The 17,454-nt window shown below is 71.4% G+C and carries 17 protein-coding genes and 1 rRNA gene; 15 read left to right on the top strand and 3 right to left on the bottom strand.

The window, feature by feature from the left end; all coding sequences use genetic code 11:
* The 10 genes from rrf to ACZ619_RS39315 all read left to right on the top strand — a co-directional run.
* Positions 1-82: ribosomal RNA gene (gene rrf / locus ACZ619_RS39360) — 5S ribosomal RNA — on the top strand; the annotation flags it as partial.
* Between the two features lie 60 nt (positions 83-142).
* Positions 143-787, top strand: a complete 645-nt coding sequence (locus ACZ619_RS39355) for an HAD family hydrolase (RefSeq protein ID WP_469609832.1) — start codon at positions 143-145, stop codon at positions 785-787.
* Positions 788-880: 93 nt separating this feature from the next.
* Positions 881-1,582 carry a VC0807 family protein gene (locus ACZ619_RS39350; RefSeq protein WP_469609830.1) on the top strand — a complete coding sequence of 234 codons (702 nt, stop codon included), beginning with the start codon at positions 881-883 and terminating at the stop codon, positions 1,580-1,582.
* Positions 1,583-1,663: 81 nt separating this feature from the next.
* A complete protein-coding gene (locus ACZ619_RS39345; protein ID WP_469609828.1) occupies positions 1,664-2,881 on the top strand; it encodes an MFS transporter in 1,218 nt (405 codons plus the stop codon).
* Positions 2,832-4,004 (top strand): acetoin utilization protein AcuC, encoded by a 1,173-nt coding sequence (locus ACZ619_RS39340; protein WP_469609825.1) that lies wholly within the window; start codon positions 2,832-2,834, stop codon positions 4,002-4,004. The genes ACZ619_RS39345 and ACZ619_RS39340 overlap by 50 nt, the downstream gene beginning before the upstream one ends.
* A 257-nt stretch (positions 4,005-4,261) precedes the next feature.
* Positions 4,262-5,077 carry a phosphatase gene (locus tag ACZ619_RS39335; RefSeq protein ID WP_469609823.1) on the top strand — a complete coding sequence of 272 codons (816 nt, stop codon included), beginning with the start codon at positions 4,262-4,264 and terminating at the stop codon, positions 5,075-5,077.
* A 130-nt stretch (positions 5,078-5,207) separates the two neighbouring features.
* Positions 5,208-5,417, top strand: coding sequence for a helix-turn-helix domain-containing protein (locus tag ACZ619_RS39330; RefSeq protein ID WP_067299677.1), 210 nt, complete (start codon positions 5,208-5,210; stop codon positions 5,415-5,417).
* 129 nt (positions 5,418-5,546) lie between these two features.
* The gene (locus tag ACZ619_RS39325; RefSeq protein ID WP_003948845.1) at positions 5,547-5,645 is read left to right on the top strand and encodes a 30S ribosomal protein bS22; all 99 of its coding nucleotides are present in this window, start codon (positions 5,547-5,549) and stop codon (positions 5,643-5,645) included.
* 170 nt (positions 5,646-5,815) lie between these two features.
* Positions 5,816-6,889: an NAD-dependent epimerase/dehydratase family protein gene (locus ACZ619_RS39320; protein WP_469609820.1), complete on the top strand. Its 1,074-nt coding sequence runs from the start codon at positions 5,816-5,818 to the stop codon at positions 6,887-6,889.
* Positions 6,890-6,903: 14 nt separating this feature from the next.
* A complete protein-coding gene (locus ACZ619_RS39315) occupies positions 6,904-7,983 on the top strand; it encodes a lysophospholipid acyltransferase family protein (RefSeq protein WP_469609817.1) in 1,080 nt (359 codons plus the stop codon).
* A gap of 63 nt (positions 7,984-8,046) precedes the next feature.
* Here the strand turns inward: ACZ619_RS39315 and ACZ619_RS39310 are convergent, their stop codons facing one another.
* The 3 genes from ACZ619_RS39310 to ACZ619_RS39300 all read right to left on the bottom strand — a co-directional run bounded on the left by ACZ619_RS39310 (position 8,047) and on the right by ACZ619_RS39300 (position 11,634).
* Entirely contained in the window at positions 8,047-9,291 is a 1,245-nt protein-coding gene (locus tag ACZ619_RS39310) for a DUF5667 domain-containing protein (RefSeq protein WP_469609816.1), read from the bottom strand.
* Between the two features lie 247 nt (positions 9,292-9,538).
* The gene (locus tag ACZ619_RS39305) at positions 9,539-10,321 is read right to left on the bottom strand and encodes an ECF subfamily RNA polymerase sigma factor, BldN family (protein WP_469609813.1); all 783 of its coding nucleotides are present in this window, start codon (positions 10,319-10,321) and stop codon (positions 9,539-9,541) included.
* 389 nt (positions 10,322-10,710) lie between these two features.
* Complete coding sequence (locus ACZ619_RS39300) at positions 10,711-11,634, bottom strand: HAD family hydrolase (RefSeq protein ID WP_469609812.1); 924 nt, start codon at positions 11,632-11,634, stop codon at positions 10,711-10,713.
* 148 nt (positions 11,635-11,782) lie between these two features.
* Here ACZ619_RS39300 and ACZ619_RS39295 point away from each other — a divergent pair, with 148 nt between their 5' ends.
* From ACZ619_RS39295 to ACZ619_RS39275, 5 genes are all read left to right on the top strand, one after another.
* On the top strand, positions 11,783-12,058 hold the full coding sequence (locus tag ACZ619_RS39295; protein WP_469609809.1) for a glutaredoxin family protein: 276 nt from the start codon (positions 11,783-11,785) through the stop codon (positions 12,056-12,058).
* 281 nt (positions 12,059-12,339) lie between these two features.
* Positions 12,340-13,095, top strand: a complete 756-nt coding sequence (locus tag ACZ619_RS39290; protein WP_469609807.1) for a redox-sensing transcriptional repressor Rex — start codon at positions 12,340-12,342, stop codon at positions 13,093-13,095.
* The gene (locus tag ACZ619_RS39285; RefSeq protein WP_469609804.1) at positions 13,092-14,783 is read left to right on the top strand and encodes a glutamyl-tRNA reductase; all 1,692 of its coding nucleotides are present in this window, start codon (positions 13,092-13,094) and stop codon (positions 14,781-14,783) included. The genes ACZ619_RS39290 and ACZ619_RS39285 overlap by 4 nt, the downstream gene beginning before the upstream one ends.
* Positions 14,780-15,739, top strand: coding sequence for a hydroxymethylbilane synthase (gene hemC, locus ACZ619_RS39280; protein ID WP_469609802.1), 960 nt, complete (start codon positions 14,780-14,782; stop codon positions 15,737-15,739). Before ACZ619_RS39285 ends, hemC begins: the two co-directional genes overlap by 4 nt.
* Positions 15,736-17,442 (top strand): bifunctional uroporphyrinogen-III C-methyltransferase/uroporphyrinogen-III synthase, encoded by a 1,707-nt coding sequence (locus ACZ619_RS39275; RefSeq protein WP_469609800.1) that lies wholly within the window; start codon positions 15,736-15,738, stop codon positions 17,440-17,442. Before hemC ends, ACZ619_RS39275 begins: the two co-directional genes overlap by 4 nt.
* Positions 17,443-17,454: the final 12 nt, after the last annotated feature.

The raw sequence follows: 17,454 nt of genomic DNA, 5'->3' as shown, positions 1-17,454 counted from the left end.
CATTCCGAACCCGGAAGCTAAGCCTCACAGCGCCGATGGTACTGCAGGGGGGACCCTGTGGGAGAGTAGGACGCCGCCGAACAAATATTGGGAAAGGCCCACGCCGTATGGCGTGGGCCTTTCTGCATTTAAGCTCAGGGGTATGCGCTATGACCTCGTCATCTTCGACAACGACGGTGTCCTCGTCGACAGCGAGCCCATCTCCAACCGGCTCCTGGCCGCCTATCTCACCGAACTCGGGCATCCGACCTCCTACGAGGAGGCGATACAGGACTACATGGGATCCGCGATGCACCGAATCCACGACCTCGTCCAGGAGCGGACCGGGCAGCGGCTGCCGGACGAGTTCGACGACGTCTTCCACGCACGGGTGTTCGCCGCCTTCGAGGCCGAGCTGAAGCCCGTCGCCGGGGTCACGGAGGTCCTGGAGCGGCTGGCGGCGGACGGGGTGCCCTACTGCGTGGCGTCGTCCGGGAGCCATGAGCGGATTCGGGTGGGGCACCGGACGACCGGGCTGGACCGGTGGTTCGACGCGTCGCGGGTCTTCAGCTCGCAGGACGTGGGACGGGGGAAGCCGGCACCGGATCTCTTCCTCCACGCGGCCGAGCGGATGGGGGTCGCGCCGGAGCGCTGCGCGGTCGTCGAGGACAGTCCGCTGGGGGTGCGGGCGGCGGTCGCGGCCGGGATGGACGTCTACGGCTTCACGGCCATGACGCCGGCCGACCGGCTGCCGGGTGTCACCCAACTCTTCTCCGACATGGGGCACTTGGCCGACCTGCTGGAATGACCGGGGACAGTGCCGCGGGGCTGACAATTGTCATGCCGAGCTCCGGACGATCGTGCCTACTGCGGGACCCCGCCCGGACGCGAAGCTGAGGGCATGACGAAGACGACGAACACCGGGTCCCGGAGCAGGCAGCAGCAGTCCGGCGCGCTGGCGAACCTCCGCCCCCTGCTCGTGGACGTGGCGGTGCCCCTCGGGTCGTACTACCTCTTCAAGGACGTCTTCGGGACGAGCACCTTCGCGGCGCTCGCCTGGAGCAGTGTGGTGCCGGCCCTGCGGACGGTGTGGAGCGTGGTCAGGGAGCGTCGGGTCAACGCGTTCGCGGGGCTCATCCTGCTGGTGAACCTGGTGTCGTCGGCGCTGAGCTTCGTCTCCGGCGACCCGCGGCTGATGCTCGCCAAGGACAGCGGCGTCAGCAGCGTCATCGGCATCGCGATCCTGGTGTCGGTGGCGATGGGGCGGCCGATGATGACCGAGGGGCTCAAGCCGTTCATCCTGAAGGGCGACGCGGACAGGACGGAGGCCTTCGAGCGGCTGCGGTCCCGGTCCGCCGCGTTCCGGCGGGCGGAGCGGGTGTACTCGCTCGTGTGGGGCGGTGTGCTGCTCGCCGAGTGCGTGGTGCGGGTCGTGGGGGCGTACACGCTGCCCGTGGACACCATGGTGTGGCTCGGCTCGGTCGTCCTGATGAGCGCGATCGGGATCGGGATCCTGGTCAGCGGCGGGCTCGCCGCCGAGCCGATGGCCCGGATGATCACCGCCGAGAAGGGGGCGCGGCACGGGGTGGCCGTGGCCGCCTGACACCGCCGCGGGTAAAGCTGAGGGAAATTCATCTTTGGCTGGATCTACCCACGGGTACCCCGGGGCCCTACGCTCGCCGCCATGACAGATGTGCTGCGGCGCGGTAGGGCCTCATTGGCGTTCAGCTTCTTCACGCAGGGCGCCACTTTCGCGCTGCTCGTGACGCGCATTCCCGCGATCCAGGACCGGTACGGCGTCTCCGACGCGCTGCTGCCGGTCTTCCTCGCCGCCGTGCCGATCCTGGCCGGCGTCGGCAGTGTCACCACCGAGCAGCTGGTGAAGCGCATACGCCCCAGTCTGCTGCTGCGCTGGTCCCAGCCCGTGGTGATGCTGGCGCTGCTCGGGGTCGGGGCCGGCGGGTTGATGGCCGAACTGGCCCTGGCGCTGGCCGTGTTCGGACTGGCGGTCGGGGCGCTGGACGCCTCGATGAACATGCTCGGGGTGAGCCTCCAGCGGACGTACGGGCGGAGCATCATGCTCAGCTTCCACGCCGCGTACAGCCTGGGCGGGATCCTGGGGGCCTCGCTGGCGTGGGTGGGGGCGCACTGGCACCTGGCGCTGTGGGTGTCGTACCTGCCGGTGGTCGCGGTGCTGCTGCCGGCCGCGCTGGTGGCGAGCCGGTGGTACGTGGACGGCGATCCGGCGCCGGTGGAGGACGGGGCGGCGGCCGCGGGCGGCGGCGGTGTCGTCTTCAAGCTGCTGCTGCCGCTGTGCCTGGTGATGACCTTCGCGTACATCGGCGACTCGACGGTCTCCAACTGGAGTGCGAAGTACCTGAAGGACGTGCTGGGGAGCAGCGAGCAGCTCGCCACCGTGCCGTACAACGTGTACATGGTGACCACGCTGGTCGGGCGGGCCATCGGGGACTTCGGGGTACGGCGGTTCGGGGCCGTGACCGTCGTACGGCTCGGGGCGCTGGTGGCGGCCGCCGGGTTCGCGGTGGTGGCGGTGGCGCCCGGGGCGTGGGTCGGCATGGTCGGGTTCACTCTGCTGGGGCTGGGCCTGTGCGTTCTGGTTCCGCAGACCTTCGCGGCGGCGGGGCGGCTGTTCCCCGGCGCTTCGGACGCGGCGATCGCCCGGCTGAACGTCTTCAACTACGTCGGTTTCCTGGTCGGTTCGCCGTTGGTGGGGGCGCTGGGAGACGCGTGGAGCTATCGCGGGGCGATGCTGGTGCCGATGGTGTTGGTGCTGGTGACGCTGGTGTACGCCCGTTCGTTCGCGACCAGGCAGGACCGATACGGTGGCGGGCATGAGCGGCCGCGCACAGCTGATGTGGGACGAGGCAGTAACGGGCTATGACTTCGGCCCGGACCATCCGATGGATCCGGTCCGGCTGGCGTTGACCCGGAGTCTGGTCGGTGCCTTCGGGCTCGACCGGGCGGTGGACGTGGTCTCGGCGAAGCCGGCCGGGGAGTCGACGCTGCGGCTGGTGCACCGGGAGGACTACGTCGAGGCCGTCAAGGCGGCGTCGGCGGATCCCGCGGCGGCCGACCAGGCGTACGGGCTGGGCACGGAGGACGATCCCGCGTTCGCCGGGATGCACGAGGTGTCCGCGCTGATCGCCGGGCAGTCGGTGGGGGCGGCGGAGGCGGTGTGGCGGGGGGACGTCGACCACGCCGTGAACTTCGCGGGCGGGCTGCATCACGCGATGCCGGGGGCGGCGTCCGGGTTCTGCGTCTACAACGACGCCGCGCTGGCCATCGCGCGGCTGCTGGAGCTCGGGGCCGAGCGGGTCGCGTACGTGGATGTGGACGTGCACCACGGGGACGGGGTGCAGGCCGCGTTCTGGGAGGACCCCCGGGTGCTGACGATCTCGCTGCACGAGCATCCCCGGACGCTGTTCCCGCAGACCGGCTGGCCCGAGGAGGTCGGGGCCGGGGCGGGTGAGGGGGCCGCGGTGAACGTGGCGCTGCCGGCGGGGACCGGGGACGCGGGGTGGGTGCGGGCGTTCCACGCGGTCGTGCCGGAGCTGATCGCCGACTTCCGGCCGGAGGTGCTGGTGACGCAGCACGGGGCGGACACGCACTTCGAGGATCCGCTGGCTCATCTGGCCGTGTCGCTGGACGCGCAGCGGGCCGTGCAGGTGGCGTGCCATGAGCTGGCGCACGCGTACGCGGGCGGGAAGTGGGTCGCGTTGGGGGGCGGGGGGTACGAGGTGGTGGATGTCGTGCCCCGGTCGTGGACGCATCTGGTGGGGATCGCCGCGGGGCGGGAGGTCGCGCCGGAGGCGTTGGTGCCGGAGGGGTGGCGGCAGGAGGTGTTCGCGCGGACGCGGCAGTTGGGGCCGGGGCGGATGACGGATGGGCGGTGGCCGGTGGGGTGGGCGGCGTGGGAGGCCGGGTACGACCCCGCTGATCGCCTGGATCAGGCTGTGCTGGCGACGCGGCGTGCGGTGTTTCCGTTGCGGGGGTTGCTGGCGTAGGGGGTTCTCGCCCCCGCCGCCCCTACCCGTCCCCTCACCAGGGGGCTGTGCCCCCTTCGACCCCCGCTCTTGCTTCGCCCCCCGCTCTCGCCCCTTTCGGCCTGGCGGCCTCGTCCTCAAACGCCGGACGGGCTGAGAGGTGGGTGGCGGGGGTGGGCTGAGAAGTGGCGGGGTGGGCTGGCGGGGTGTTACGCCGACTGTGGGGTGTTCGGGGGTTCTGGGGGTTCTCGTGGGGTGGGTGCGTCAGGATTTCGGGTGTGTTGAGTGGTGGTGGGCTTCGGGCTTATCTGGTGGGGGCCGGGCTGGCGGGGGTGGTGGGGACCTCGCGGGAGCGGAGTCTGCGGAGTTATCGGCTGTTCGCGGCCCGGGATCCCCGTGCGTTGATCGGGGTCGACCCCCTGGGCGGCTGGGGCGAGCGCGACTTGGTTCGGTTGATGGCTGCCAAGTGTGGGGTTTCGGACGATCCGCGGTGTGTTTCAGGGCATGATGTGATCGATCCCCGACTTACCGTGGCCGCGCTGGACGCCTTCGCGGAGCGGGTGGGGGAGGCCGCCCGGCGCCGGGCGCCCGTGCTGTTCGGCACCGGGCATCCGCACCGGCTGATCGGCTTCTACGCAGGTCTCGCGCACGCGTTGTCGGCGGCGGGATGTGAGGTCCTCACCCCGGCGCAGGGTCGCTGTGTCGACATAACGACCCGGTTCGGTCTACGCACCTGCAACCTCGATTACGTACAAGGTGTCGGGTTGGTGCGGGAACCTGGAGGTGAACGCCCCGGTTGTGCGCCGGGTGCGCACACGCATTCGCCGCTGCCGGTTCGGGTGGCGCTGGATGCGGCGGCGGGGGGTGGAGGGCCGCTGCCGGAACTGGTGGTCGGGGACCACGGATGGGTCTGCGGTGCAGGTCAGCTCGGGTTTGAGGCCATTGGTCTCGCCGATACGGATGACCCCGCGCTCTTCGTGGGGGAGGCCGAGGGAGTCGTGTCCGTCGCCGTTCCGGTTGATGACGGGGTGCGGTCTGATTACTACACGCCGCTTACCCGCTACGTACTCAATCGAGCGTGTCTGTCACAGTAGGCCGCCGATGGGTGCACCTCTTCCCCACTCGCATCACCCGCCCCTACATTGGGGAGTGAGCACGCAACGACGAAGAGTCACCGGAAGGGGAAGCCGGTGTCCCGTCGAGTGCGGAAGGTTCAGGTGTGTCATGGCAGCTGGCGAGAGGCCTCTGAACGAGGTCGTGTTCCTGACCGTGGCGGAGGTCGCCGCGGTGATGCGAGTGTCGAAGATGACCGTGTACCGGCTGGTGCACAGCGGTCATCTGCCCGCGATCCGGGTGGGGCGGTCCTTCCGCGTCCCCGAGCAAGCGGTACACGAGTACCTTCGCGAGAGCTATGTGGGGGTGGAGACCGCCTGACGACGGTTTCGGGATACCCGGAGCACCTCGATTACGACCTCAGCGCTCGGGCGGGTAGGCTAGCCCCTCGTAGGTCGTATGGGCCCATGGCGCCCAGCACCGAGTGATGAGAAGTGAGCGAGGGTAGTCGTGGGCTCTGTTATCAAGAAGCGGCGCAAGCGGATGGCCAAGAAGAAGCACCGCAAGCTGCTGAAGCGCACGCGCGTTCAGCGCCGTAACAAGAAGTAGTACGGCCCGAGCCGCGACAGCTTCTGTGTGGCCCCCCACCAGTACGGTGGGGGGCCACACGCGTTCTTCCGGCCGTGGCGGCGCGTCGCGGCCCGCTGGGGGTCATGCCTGCGCAACATCGACCCGCTAAGTTGGCTCGCACACGGGAACGCGGAAGGAAGGCGCTGATCTTGGGGAAGGTCGTGCTCGTTACCGGAGTGGCCCGTCAGCTCGGGGGCCGGTTCGTACGGCGGATCCAGCGTGACCCCGAGGTGGACCGGGTCGTCGCCGTGGACGCGGTGACGCCGGAGCACCATCTGGGCGGGGCCGACTTCATCCGGACCGACATCCGGCAGCCGAGCATCGCGCGCGTCCTGGCCGAGAGCGGCGCGGACACCGTCGTCCACATGGACGTGACCGGGACGCCGCTGGGGAGCGGGAGCCGGGCCACGGTCAAGGAGACCAACGTCATCGGGACGATGCAGCTGCTCGGCGCCTGCCAGAAGTCGCCGGCCGTGAAGCGGCTGGTGATCAAGTCCAGTACGAACGTGTACGGTTCCGCGCCGAAGGACCCCGCCGTCTTCACGGAGACCACCCCGCCGAAGTCGCTGCCGAGCGGCGGGTTCGCGAAGGACGCGGTGGAGGTGGAGGGGTACGTGCGCGGCTTCGCGCGCAGGCGGCCGGACGTGGCGGTGTGCGTGCTGCGGTTCGCCAACATCCTCGGGCCGACCGCCGACACCCCGCTCGTCTCCTACTTCTCGCTGCCCGTGCTGCCCACTGTCCTCGGGTACGACCCGCGGCTGCAGTTCGTGCACGAGGACGACGTGATCGACGTGCTGCGGATCGCCGCGCACGAGCCGGCCCGGGGGACGCTCAACAGCGGCACGTTCAACGTCGCCGGCGACGGAGTGCTGCTGCTCTCGCAGTGTTCGCGGCGGCTGGGGCGGCCCACCGTGCCGTTGCTGCTGCCCGCGGTCACCTGGGCCGGGTCGCTGGTGCGGACGCTCGGCATGAGCGACTTCTCGCCCGAGCAGATCCGGCTGCTGACGCACGGCCGGGTGGTGTCCACCGCGCAGATGCGCGAGACGCTGGGGTTCCGGCCGAAGTACACGACGGCGCAGACGTTCGCGGCCTTCGTGAGCGCCCAGGACCCGGGGCTGCTGCCGCCGGAGGCGGTGGCCGCGACCGTCGACCGGATCGCCGCGCTGCCCGCCCTGGGCGGCGGCGGGGTGCCGGCGAAGACCCCGACCCAGAGCGCCAACTGAGGAGCGCGACAACAATGGCGGACGCCAAGGTCATTCCGTTCGACGACGACCGGTCCCGCGGGGCCGCCGTGCAGCGGCCGGCGCGGCGCCGGGGCCCGGGGAGCCGGCGCAAGGGCGGCGGCGAGCAGAGCGGGGCGCGGGAGAGCGCGGTGGTGCGTGAGGTCGAGCCTCTCGCCGGGCGGATCCCCGCGCAGGAAGATGTGCATGTGAGCCGGGAGAGCCCTGGGACGGGCGTGGAGGAGCCGCACGACGACGGCGGCCTGGAGCAGCGTGTCGCGCGCGGGCTCGCGTTTCTGCGGCGGCGGCTGACCGGGGACTACGAGGTCGACGACTTCGGCTACGACGAGGAGCTGACCGACCAGGTCCTGATGTCGTTGCTGCGGCCGGTGTACGAGAAGTACTTCCGTGTCGAGGTGAAGGGCATCGAGAACATCCCGGCCCAGGGCGGTGCGCTGATCGTCGCCAACCACTCCGGGACGCTGCCGCTGGACGGGCTGATGATGCAGGTCGCCGTGCACGACCACCATCCGGCGAATCGTCACCTCAGACTGCTCGCGGCGGACCTGGTCTTCGTGCTGCCGGTCGTGAACGAGCTGGCGCGCAAGCTGGGGCACACGCTCGCGTGCTCGGAGGACGCGGAGCGGCTGCTGGGGCAGGGTGAGCTGGTCGGGGTGATGCCGGAGGGGTTCAAGGGCATCGGGAAGCCGTTCAGCGAGCGGTACAAGCTCCAGCGGTTCGGGCGGGGCGGGTTCGTGTCGACCGCGCTGCGGAAGGGGGCGCCGATCATCCCCTGCTCGATCGTGGGGGCGGAGGAGATCTATCCGATGATCGGCAACGCGAAGACGCTGGCTCGGGTGCTGGGCTTCCCGTACTTCCCGCTGACGCCGACGTTTCCCTGGCTGGGGCCGTTGGGGGCGGTGCCGCTGCCGACGAAGTGGACGATCCAGTTCGGGGAGCCGATCCGTACGGACGGCTATCCGCCGGAGGCGGCCGAGGATCCGATGCTGATGTTCAACCTGACGGATCAGGTGCGGGAGCAGATCCAGCACACGCTGTACAAGCTGCTGGTGCAGCGGCGGTCGGTGTTCTTCTGAGGCGCGATGCGACACCCCCGCGCCCCCAGACGGCTGGGGGCGCGGGGGTGCACTCTCTCTGCTCTAGTTGCTCGTGTTCTCGCTGTCGATGCCCAGGCCGGGCAGGAGGCCGGGGAGGAGCGGGGGCAGGGTGACGTCCGGTTCGCTGGACGCGCTCTTCGACGGGGACGGGGTGGCCGTGCCGGTCTTCGGGGGGTCGAGGAGGCCGCCCGTGGTGCCGCCGATCAGGCCGTCGTCGGCGCTGTCGGACGCCGAGCCGCTGGGGCTGCCGGTGCCGGAGTCGTGGCCCGAGGAGGAGCTGCCGGAGGACGACGGGGCCGTCGACCGGTGGCTGCCGGAGGAGCCGGTGGACGCGGTGCCGGAGCCCTGCCTGCCCGTGCCGCCGCCGGTGCCCTGGGAGGGCTGGGGGAGCAGGGACCGGAGCGGGGCCACTTCCTCGTCTATGGCCGCGAAGACGGACGACACCTGCCGGCTGACGTCCCCGAGCTGGACCGGGAGCTTGTCGCGCAGGGCGCCCCAGGCGTCGCGGTGGGACTGGGCGAAGACGGACAGTGCCTGGATGGGGCCCAGGGAGTCCGGGTCGCGCTCGTAGGCCTCGTGGAGCAGGCGGTGGCCCTCGGTGACGTCCTGCTGCATCCCGGACAGGGTGCGGCGGATCTCGCCGATCGACTCGTGGTCGAGGTGGCCGCCCCGGCCGCGGTCCATCAGCCGGCGGGCCTCCATGAGCCGGGTCGAGGCCTGGTCGAGGTAGGTCTGGCCGCGCTGGTCGTCACCGTCGGACAGATAGTTGAGCTTGAAGTCCTCGATGCCCCGCTTCAGGCCGTAGAGCGAGTCGCCGGGCAGGGAGTCGGAGCTCGCGGCGGCGACCCCGCCGAAGGCCCCGGCGGCCACGCCGACGCTCAGGCCGCCCGCGGCGAGCCCCTTGGTGAGCCGGGAACGCGGTCGCAGTTTGCCCAGTGGGCTCGCCCGGTGCGTGCCCTTGGCCCGGCCGGCGCGCTGCTCGGGTACCGAAGCGTCCGCCGCCCCGCCCAGGGTGCCCTCCGCCAGCATGGCCTCCATCGCGGCCACCAGCCGGGCCCGATGGACGACCTTGACCTCGGGGTCGAGCTCCGGCTTGGGCAGTGCGGCGAGACCTGTCGCCAGGGCCAGCAGCTCGCCCTGATCGGTCCGTTCGGCCCGGTCCGCCGGGGCCGGTGGATCGCCCGCCGGTCCCTCGGACCGCTCGGCCGCCGGGTCCCGGTCGGGCTGTTCCTCCAGGGCCTGGGCGAAGGCGTTCGCCCGCCGGTGCGTTGATACGTTCGCGATCACTGGCGGCACCTCCTCTCGTCATGACGGTCGACTCCCCAGGGGTTCCTTGGGGTTGCACGCCCGGGACCAGCCCACACGATCGTGTGACCGGGGCCTGGCCGGACGTGACCAGAGGGAGCCTGTATCCCGCACAACGAGCGGCTCGGCACTTGGGTTACGGACGACCGGTGATCGGCTGAGAAAGTCAACGGACCTTCACTGACGGTTAGTTGGCCGTCGCCCTGGGTGCCCGCCGTGGCGGGCCGATTCAGCGCGCGTCGTCCGGGAGGAGCCGGGCGAGGGTGCGCACGGCCCGGTACTGGAGGGTCTTGATGGCGCCCTCGTTCTTGCCCATCACCCGGGCGGTCTCGGCGACCGAGAGGCCCTGGAGGAAGCGGAGCGTCACGCACTCCTGCTGCTGGGGGTTGAGCCGGCGCACGGCGTCGAGCAGGGCCGCGTTGGAGAGGGACTCCAGGACGGAGTCCTCGGGCGAGCGTTCGACCTCGTTGGCGTCGAGCATCTCGCCGGTGGTGACCTCCAGGCGGAAGCGGCTCGACTTGAAGTGGTCGGCGACCAGGTTGCGGGCGATCGTCACCAGCCAGGCGCCGAAGTCGCGGCCCTGCCAGGTGAAGGTGCCGATCCTTCTCAGCGCGCGCAGGAACGTCTCGCTGGTGAGGTCCTCGGCGGTCGCCTTGCCGCCGACGCGGTAGTAGATGTAGCGGTACACGGTGTCGCTGTACTGGTCGTAGAGGCGGCCGAAGGCGTCGGCCTCGCCGGCCTGGGCGCGCTCCACGAGATCCATCATCCGGGCGCTGTCGCTGTCCGCGGCCGGTCGGCGGGCGGTGGCGGCGGCGGTTCCGGCCGTACGGCCGCGTCTGCCGACGGCGGCGCCGCCGTCGGCCAGTGCGTAGCACGGGCCCACGGGGGCGGCGGCGAAGGCGGGGACGGCGTACGCGGTGGGGACGAGGCCGCGCAGCGTCTCATTGACCGTTGCGAGTGTTGCGCGCAGCGTAGCCAGGCCCGAGGCGTCAACCCCGACGTGTGGGTACACGGGACTCCCAGAGGCAGAGCTTCCATCACGTGCAGTGCGGGACCTTTCACCCGTCGTAGCGACGGAGGGGTACCGGTTTGCGTCTGAGGAGAATAACGCTTAGTGCAGGCACTGCTACACCGAGTTGCTCAAATCACCGGTTGCGTCGCTTCCGTAACCGATTTGGGGTGGTTCAAGTGCCGCAGCGTGATCGGTTGTTGATCAGAAAGGTGCGTGTTGAGGCGGAGTCGAGGGCGTGTTGGGGCGACCGCGCGATAATTCGGGCGCGTGCGGGGGCAGCGCTCCGTGACGGGCGCGGGGAACCGCGCGACAGGGCAGCCCCGCCGGCTCCCGCCGGACCGGGGCCGGGTCGGGGTCGGGTCGAGGGGCCGGGCAGAGGGGCCGGGCCGTTACCGCCGGCGCCGGTGCAGCGCGATCGCGGCGGCGGTGCCGCCGGCCACCGCGCCGACGCCGGCCGCCGCCGGGATGCCGACCTTCGCGGCCTTGCGGCCCGTGCGGTAGTCGCGCAGGCGCCAGTCCATCGCGCGGGCGTGCTTGCGCAGCTTCGTGTCCGGGTTGATGGCGTACGGGTGACCGACCAGGGACAGCATCGGGATGTCGTTGTGCGAGTCGCTGTAGGCCGCGCAGCGGGAGAGGTCCAGGCCCTCGGCCGCCGCCAGGGCGCGCACCGCCTCGGCCTTCGCCGGGCCGTGCAGGGGCTCGCCGACCAGCTTGCCGGTGTAGACGCCGTCCACCGATTCGGCGACCGTGCCGAGGGCGCCGGTCAGGCCCAGCCGGCGGGCGATCACGCCGGCGATCTCCACCGGCGCCGCGGTGACGAGCCACACCTTCTGGCCCGCGTCCAGGTGGGCCTGGGCGAGGGCGCGGGTGCCGGGCCAGATGCGCTCGGCCATGTACTCGTCGTAGATCTCCTCGCCGATGGTCTGGAGCTCCGCGACGCGGTGGCCCTTGACGATCGACAGGGCCGAGTCGCGGGCCTCCTGCATGTGTTCGGGGTCCTCGACGCCGGCCAGCCGGAACCACGCCTGCTGCCAGGCGAACCTGGCGAGGTCGCGGGTCTCGAAGAACTTCCGTTTGTACAGGCCACGGCCGAAGTGGAAGATGGCGGCGCCCTGCATCACCGTGTTGTCCAGGTCGAAGAACGCGGCGGCCTTGTCGTCGCCGAGCACCGGGAACTCCGGTTCCGCGGCCTCGTCGAGAGGCGCCGTCGCTTCCTGGTTCTTGCGCGCGGCCTCCGCCGAGGCCTCGCCTGCCAACACGCTCCGCGCCGTGGCGGAGCGCCTACGGGGAGTGAGCCATCCGAGAGCGGCCATGTCGTGAGCATAGCCAGTCTGTTCGGGTGTTCCGGAGTCACGGGAGTTGGATGGGTGTGAACTCTCCGCGACCGGGCCGTTAAACAAGGCGGAGAAGCCGCACAGCAGGCGGCGGAGGTGCCCTCCCAGGGGCGGGACAATGGACGTCATGAGTCCCCTCTTTGGCCGGAAGGCGCCCGCGCCTCGTGCGCGGTTGGTCACCCTCGTCCGTAAGCCGGGCTGTCATCTGTGTGATGACGCACAGGTCGTGGTCGAGAAGGTCTGCGGCGAACTCGGCGTGCCCTGGGAGCCGAAGGACATCACCCAGGACCCGGGGCTGCACGACCGGTACTGGGAGCAGATCCCGGTCGTGCTCGTCGACGGTGAACAGCACACCTTCTGGCGCGTGAACGAAGAACGGCTCCGCAAGGCACTGACCGACTAGTCCAAACCGGCTGCAAAGTCGCCTAGGATCGACGGCGGCTTGGTTTCGGGGGGCGGGACTCGTGAGGAGTGTGTACGGTTTTGCCCCCATCGGAGAGGGAGCGTGAGCGCGTGTGCGCCGGTTCCGCACGACGGCGCCGGGGGTGCGTGACCCCGGTCACGTTGGCCGGGCAAATCGGACACCATCTTTGTGCACGCGTTCACAAAGACATAGCCTGCTGTCGACGGGGCGGTCTGGGTACGTGTGACCGTCCGCAGCCCCGCTCAACCCGTTGGAGCACCGTGGCAACTGGCCGAACTCACCGACCGGCGACCCGCAGCCGAGGTATCCCCGAGGCCACCGTCGCCAGGCTTCCGCTGTACCTCCGCGCTCTGACCGCACTGTCCGAGCGCTCGGTCCCCACGGTCTCCTCCGAGGAACTGGCCGCCGCCGCGGGGGTCAACTCCGCGAAGCTGCGCAAGGACTTCTCCTACCTGGGTTCCTACGGAACGCGCGGTGTCGGCTACGACGTCGAGTATCTCGTCTACCAGATCTCCCGTGAGCTCGGTCTCACCCAGGACTGGCCGGTCGTCATCGTCGGCATCGGCAACCTCGGCGCCGCCCTCGCCAACTACGGCGGGTTCGCGTCCCGTGGTTTCCGGGTCGCCGCGCTGATCGACGCCGACCCGGCGATGGCCGGGAAGCCGGTGGCCGGCATCCCCGTGCAGCACACCGACGACCTGGAGCGGATCATCCAGGACAACGGGGTCAGCATCGGTGTCATCGCCACCCCGGCCGGCGCCGCCCAGCCCGTCTGCGACCGGCTCGTGGCCGCCGGGGTCACCTCCATCCTGAACTTCGCGCCGACCGTGCTGTCCGTCCCGGACGGCGTCGACGTGCGCAAGGTCGACCTCTCCATCGAGCTGCAGATCCTCGCCTTCCACGAGCAGCGCAAGGCCGGCGAGGAGAGCGACGGCGCGGTCGCGCCCGCCGCCGCGCACCAGGACGCAGGCGACCAGGGGCCCGACGGGGACGTACCCGCCGTGATGCCGGCATGAGTCTCCTCGTCGTCGGGCTGAGCCACCGCAGCGCCCCGGTCAGCGTGCTGGAGCGGGCCGCGCTCTCCGCGGACGCCCAGGTCAAGCTGGTCCAGGACACGGTCGCCGCCGAGCCGGCCACCGAGGCCGCGATCCTCGCCACCTGCAACCGCATCGAGCTCTACGCCGACGTCGACAAGTTCCACGCCGGCGTCGCCGAGCTGTCCACGCTGCTCGCCCAGCACAGCGGGGTGGGCCTCGACGAGCTCACCCCCTATCTCTACGTCCACTACGAGGACCGGGCCGTCCACCACCTGTTCTCGGTGGCCTGCGGGCTCGACTCGATGGTCGTCGGCGAGGGGCAGATCCTCGGGCAGCTCAAGGACTCCCTCGCCCGGGCGCAGGAGCTGCACAGCGCCGGGCGGCTGATGAACGACCTGTTCCAGCAGGGGCTGCGGGTCGGCAAACGCGCGCACTCCGAGACCGGGATCGACCGCGCCGGGCAGTCCCTGGTCACCTTCGGGCTGGAGCAGCTGGCCGCGGGCACCGACGTCGAGAGCTGGGCCAAGGGCAAGAAGGCCCTGGTCATCGGCGCCGGCTCGATGTCCTCGCTGGCCGCCGCGACGCTCGCGCGGGCGGGGGTCGCGGAGATCGTCGTGGCGAACCGGACGTACGACCGCGCGGAGCGGCTCGCGCAGATCCTCAACGACGCCGACGACACGCACGTGGCGGCCCGCGCGGTACCGATGGACTCGGTGCCGGGCGAGCTGACACGTGCCGACGTCGCCGTCTCCTGTACCGGGGCGACGGGGCTGGTGCTGACGTCCGAGGCGGTCGCCGCGGCCGTGGAGGGGCGCACCGGTGAGCCCGTCGCCGAGATCGACGTACCGCACGCCCCGAAACCGGCGCCGACGAGCCTCGGCACCGAGGAGAACTGCCCCCTCGACCTCACCGCCGCGCAGAGCGGGTTCTCCGTGATGGGGGAGGCCGCGGTCGCCGGGATGGCCGCCGCCGAGCTGGAGCAGCACGCGGCCTGGGTGGACAACGGGACCGTCGACCGCCGGGAGACCGGCCGCCGTGCGGCCGAGGACGCCGAGGCCGACGCCGAGCTGATCGGCGCGCTCGCCGCGACCGCCGCCCGGATCGGCCGGATCCCCGAACGGCGCAGGCCGGAGCCGGTCGCCGGCTTCGCCCGGCCCGCGCCCGCACTCTTCCTCCTCGACCTCGCCATGCCCCGCGACATCGACGCGGCCGTGCACCGGCTGGCCGGGGTGCGGCTGGTGGACATCGAGTCGCTGGCCGAGGCGTCGGCGGACGTCCCGATGGCCGCCGACGTCGACCAGGTCCGCCGGATCGTCGCCGACGAGGTGGCCGCGTTCGGCGCCGCGCAGCGGGCCGCGCACATCACCCCGACCGTGATCGCGCTGCGCACCATGGCCGCCGACGTGGTGGCCGGTGAGATCGCGCGCCTCGACGGCCGCCTGCCCGACCTGGACGAACGCCAGCGCGGGGAGATCCGCCAGGCCGTGCACCGGGTCGTCGACAAGCTGCTGCACGCGCCGACCGTACGGGTCAAGCAGCTCGCGGCCGAGCCCGGCGGTGCCGGGTACGCGGACGCGCTGCGGACCCTGTTCGACCTCGACCCCGAGACGGTGGCCTCCGTCTCCCGGGCCGTGGACAGCACAGACAAGAAGGACCGACCGGCATGAGTGACAATCCGCTGCGACTGGGGACCAGGCGATCCAGACTCGCCATGGCCCAGTCCGGGCAAGTGGCGAAAGCCGTGAGCCAGGTGACCGGACGGCCCGTCGAGCTCGTCGAGATCACCACCTACGGCGACACCTCCCGCGAGCACCTCGCGCAGATCGGCGGCACGGGCGTCTTCGTGACCGCACTCAGGGACGCGCTGGTGCGCGGCGAGGTCGACTTCGCGGTTCACTCGCTGAAGGACCTCCCGACCACCCAGCCCGAGGAGCTGGCGCTGGCCGCCGTACCGCTGCGCGAGGACCCGCGGGACGTGATCGTCGCCCGGGACGCGCTGAAGTTCACCGACCTGCCCCGCGGGGCGCGCATCGGCACCGGTTCGCCGCGCCGCATGGCGCAGCTGAACGGGTACGCGCGCACGCACGGGCTGGACATCGAGACCGTCCCGATCCGGGGGAACGTCGACACCCGGATCGGATACGTCCATGAGGGCGAACTCGATGCGGTGGTGCTGGCCGCGGCCGGCCTGAGCCGCATCGGCCGCCTCGACGAGGTGACCGACTTCCTGTCGGTCGACACTGTTTTGCCCGCCCCCGGCCAGGGGGCACTGGCGGTCGAGTGCGTCGCGGACAACGCGTCGCTGATCGCCGCGCTCGGAGAGCTCGACGACCCGTTCACCCGGGCCGCCGTGACCGCCGAGCGGTCACTGCTCGCCGCCCTGGAGGCCGGCTGCTCCGCCCCTGTGGGCGCGCTGGCCGACCTTCTGGCCGACGGGCAGATTGTCAAGGAAATGCGCCTGCGTGGCGTCGTCGGCACGACCGACGGCTCACGGATGGTGCAGTTGTCCACCACCGGTCCCGTGCCCGAGACATACGACCAGGCGACGGCGCTCGGTCGCGAACTCGCCACCGAGATGCTTGCCCAGGGCGCGGCCGGTCTGATGGGGGAGCGAGCACAGTGAGCCCCACCACTCTTCCCGCCGGTCCGGAACACGGGCACGTCACCTTCCTGGGTGCCGGACCCGGGGATCCGGGACTACTGACCTTGCGTGCCGTGGAGGCACTGTCCCACGCGGACGTCCTGGTCGCCGAGCACGAGGTGCTCGACGTGATCAGGGCCCACGCCAGGGCGGGCGTCTCCGTCGTACCCGCGCATCCGGATCCGTCGTCGGACCCGTATCCGGGCGCAGGCACGCCTCAACTCAAGGTTGTTGACGGGGCGTCAGCAACCGTTCCAACCCCGCCCGCGCGGGATGCCGCTCATCTTGTCATGGAGGCCGCGCGGGGTGGCAGGCGGGTCGTGCGTGCGGTGTCCGGGGACCCGGGACTTGATACGTACGCGACCGAGGAAATGCTCGCCTGCGCCGCCGCGGGTGTGCCTTTCGAGGTCGTGCCCGGTGTCGCCACGGCGGTCGGTGTGCCGGCGTACGCCGGTGTGCCGCTGCGGGACGCGCAGGGCGCGGACGTCCGGTTCGTGGACGCCCGTACCGCCTCGGACCGGTGCTGGACCGAGGTCGGTGCCTCGGACGGCACGGTCGTGGTCTCGACGTCCCTCGACTCGGTGGCCGCGGCCGCCGGGGAGCTGGTCGCGGCCGGCCGCAAGCCGGACACGCCCCTGACGGTCACCGTCGCCGGTACCACGACCCGGCAGCGGACCTGGACGGCCACCCTCGGCACCATCGCGCAGACGCTGAAGCAGGCGAAGGTGCTGCCCTCGCCGGACGGCGGCCGGCCGGTGATAGCCGTGGTCGGTGAGCGGTCCGCCGCCGCACAGCGCGACCAGTTGTCGTGGTTCGAGTCCAAGCCGCTGTTCGGCTGGAAGGTGCTCGTGCCGCGTACGAAGGAGCAGGCGGCGTCGCTCTCCGACCAGTTGCGGTCGTACGGGGCCGTGCCGCACGAGGTGCCGACGATCGCCGTCGAGCCGCCGCGCACGCCCCAGCAGATGGAGCGGGCGGTGAAGGGGCTCGTCACCGGACGGTACGAGTGGATCGCCTTCACCTCGGTCAACGCGGTCAAGGCCGTGCGCGAGAAGTTCGAGGAGTACGGGCTCGACGCGCGTGCGTTCGCGGGCATCAAGGTGGCCGCGGTCGGCGAGCAGACCGCCAAGGCGCTGATCGCCTTCGGCGTGAAGCCGGACCTGGTGCCGAGCGGGGAGCAGAGCGCCGCCGGTCTCCTGGAGGACTGGCCGCCGTACGACCCGGTCTTCGACCCGATCGACCGTGTCTTCCTGCCGCGGGCCGACATCGCCACGGAGACGCTGGTCGCCGGGCTGATCGAGCTGGGCTGGGAGGTGGACGACGTGACCGCCTACCGGACGGTGCGCGCCTCGCCGCCGCCGGCCGAGACGCGGGAGGCGATCAAGGGCGGCGGGTTCGACGCGGTGCTGTTCACGTCGTCGTCCACGGTGCGGAACCTGGTCGGTATCGCGGGCAAGCCGCACAACGTGACGGTGATCGCGTGCATCGGCCCGGCCACGGCGAAGACCGCCGAGGAGCACGGGCTGCGGGTGGACGTGATGGCTCCGGAGCCGTCGGTCGGGAAGCTGGCGGAGGCGCTGGCGGAGTTCGGGCTGCGGCGGCGGGCGAGTGCGCTGGAGGCCGGGGACGCGGTGACCCGCCCGAGCGAGCGCCGCCCGGGGTCGCGCCGCAGGCGGACCACGACATGAGGTGAGTTGAGC

The sequence above is a fragment of the Streptomyces sp. NPDC104367 genome, assembly GCF_055583825.1.
Note: the sequence above shows the minus strand (reverse complement) of the source record. Positions and strands in the feature narration are given on the sequence as shown.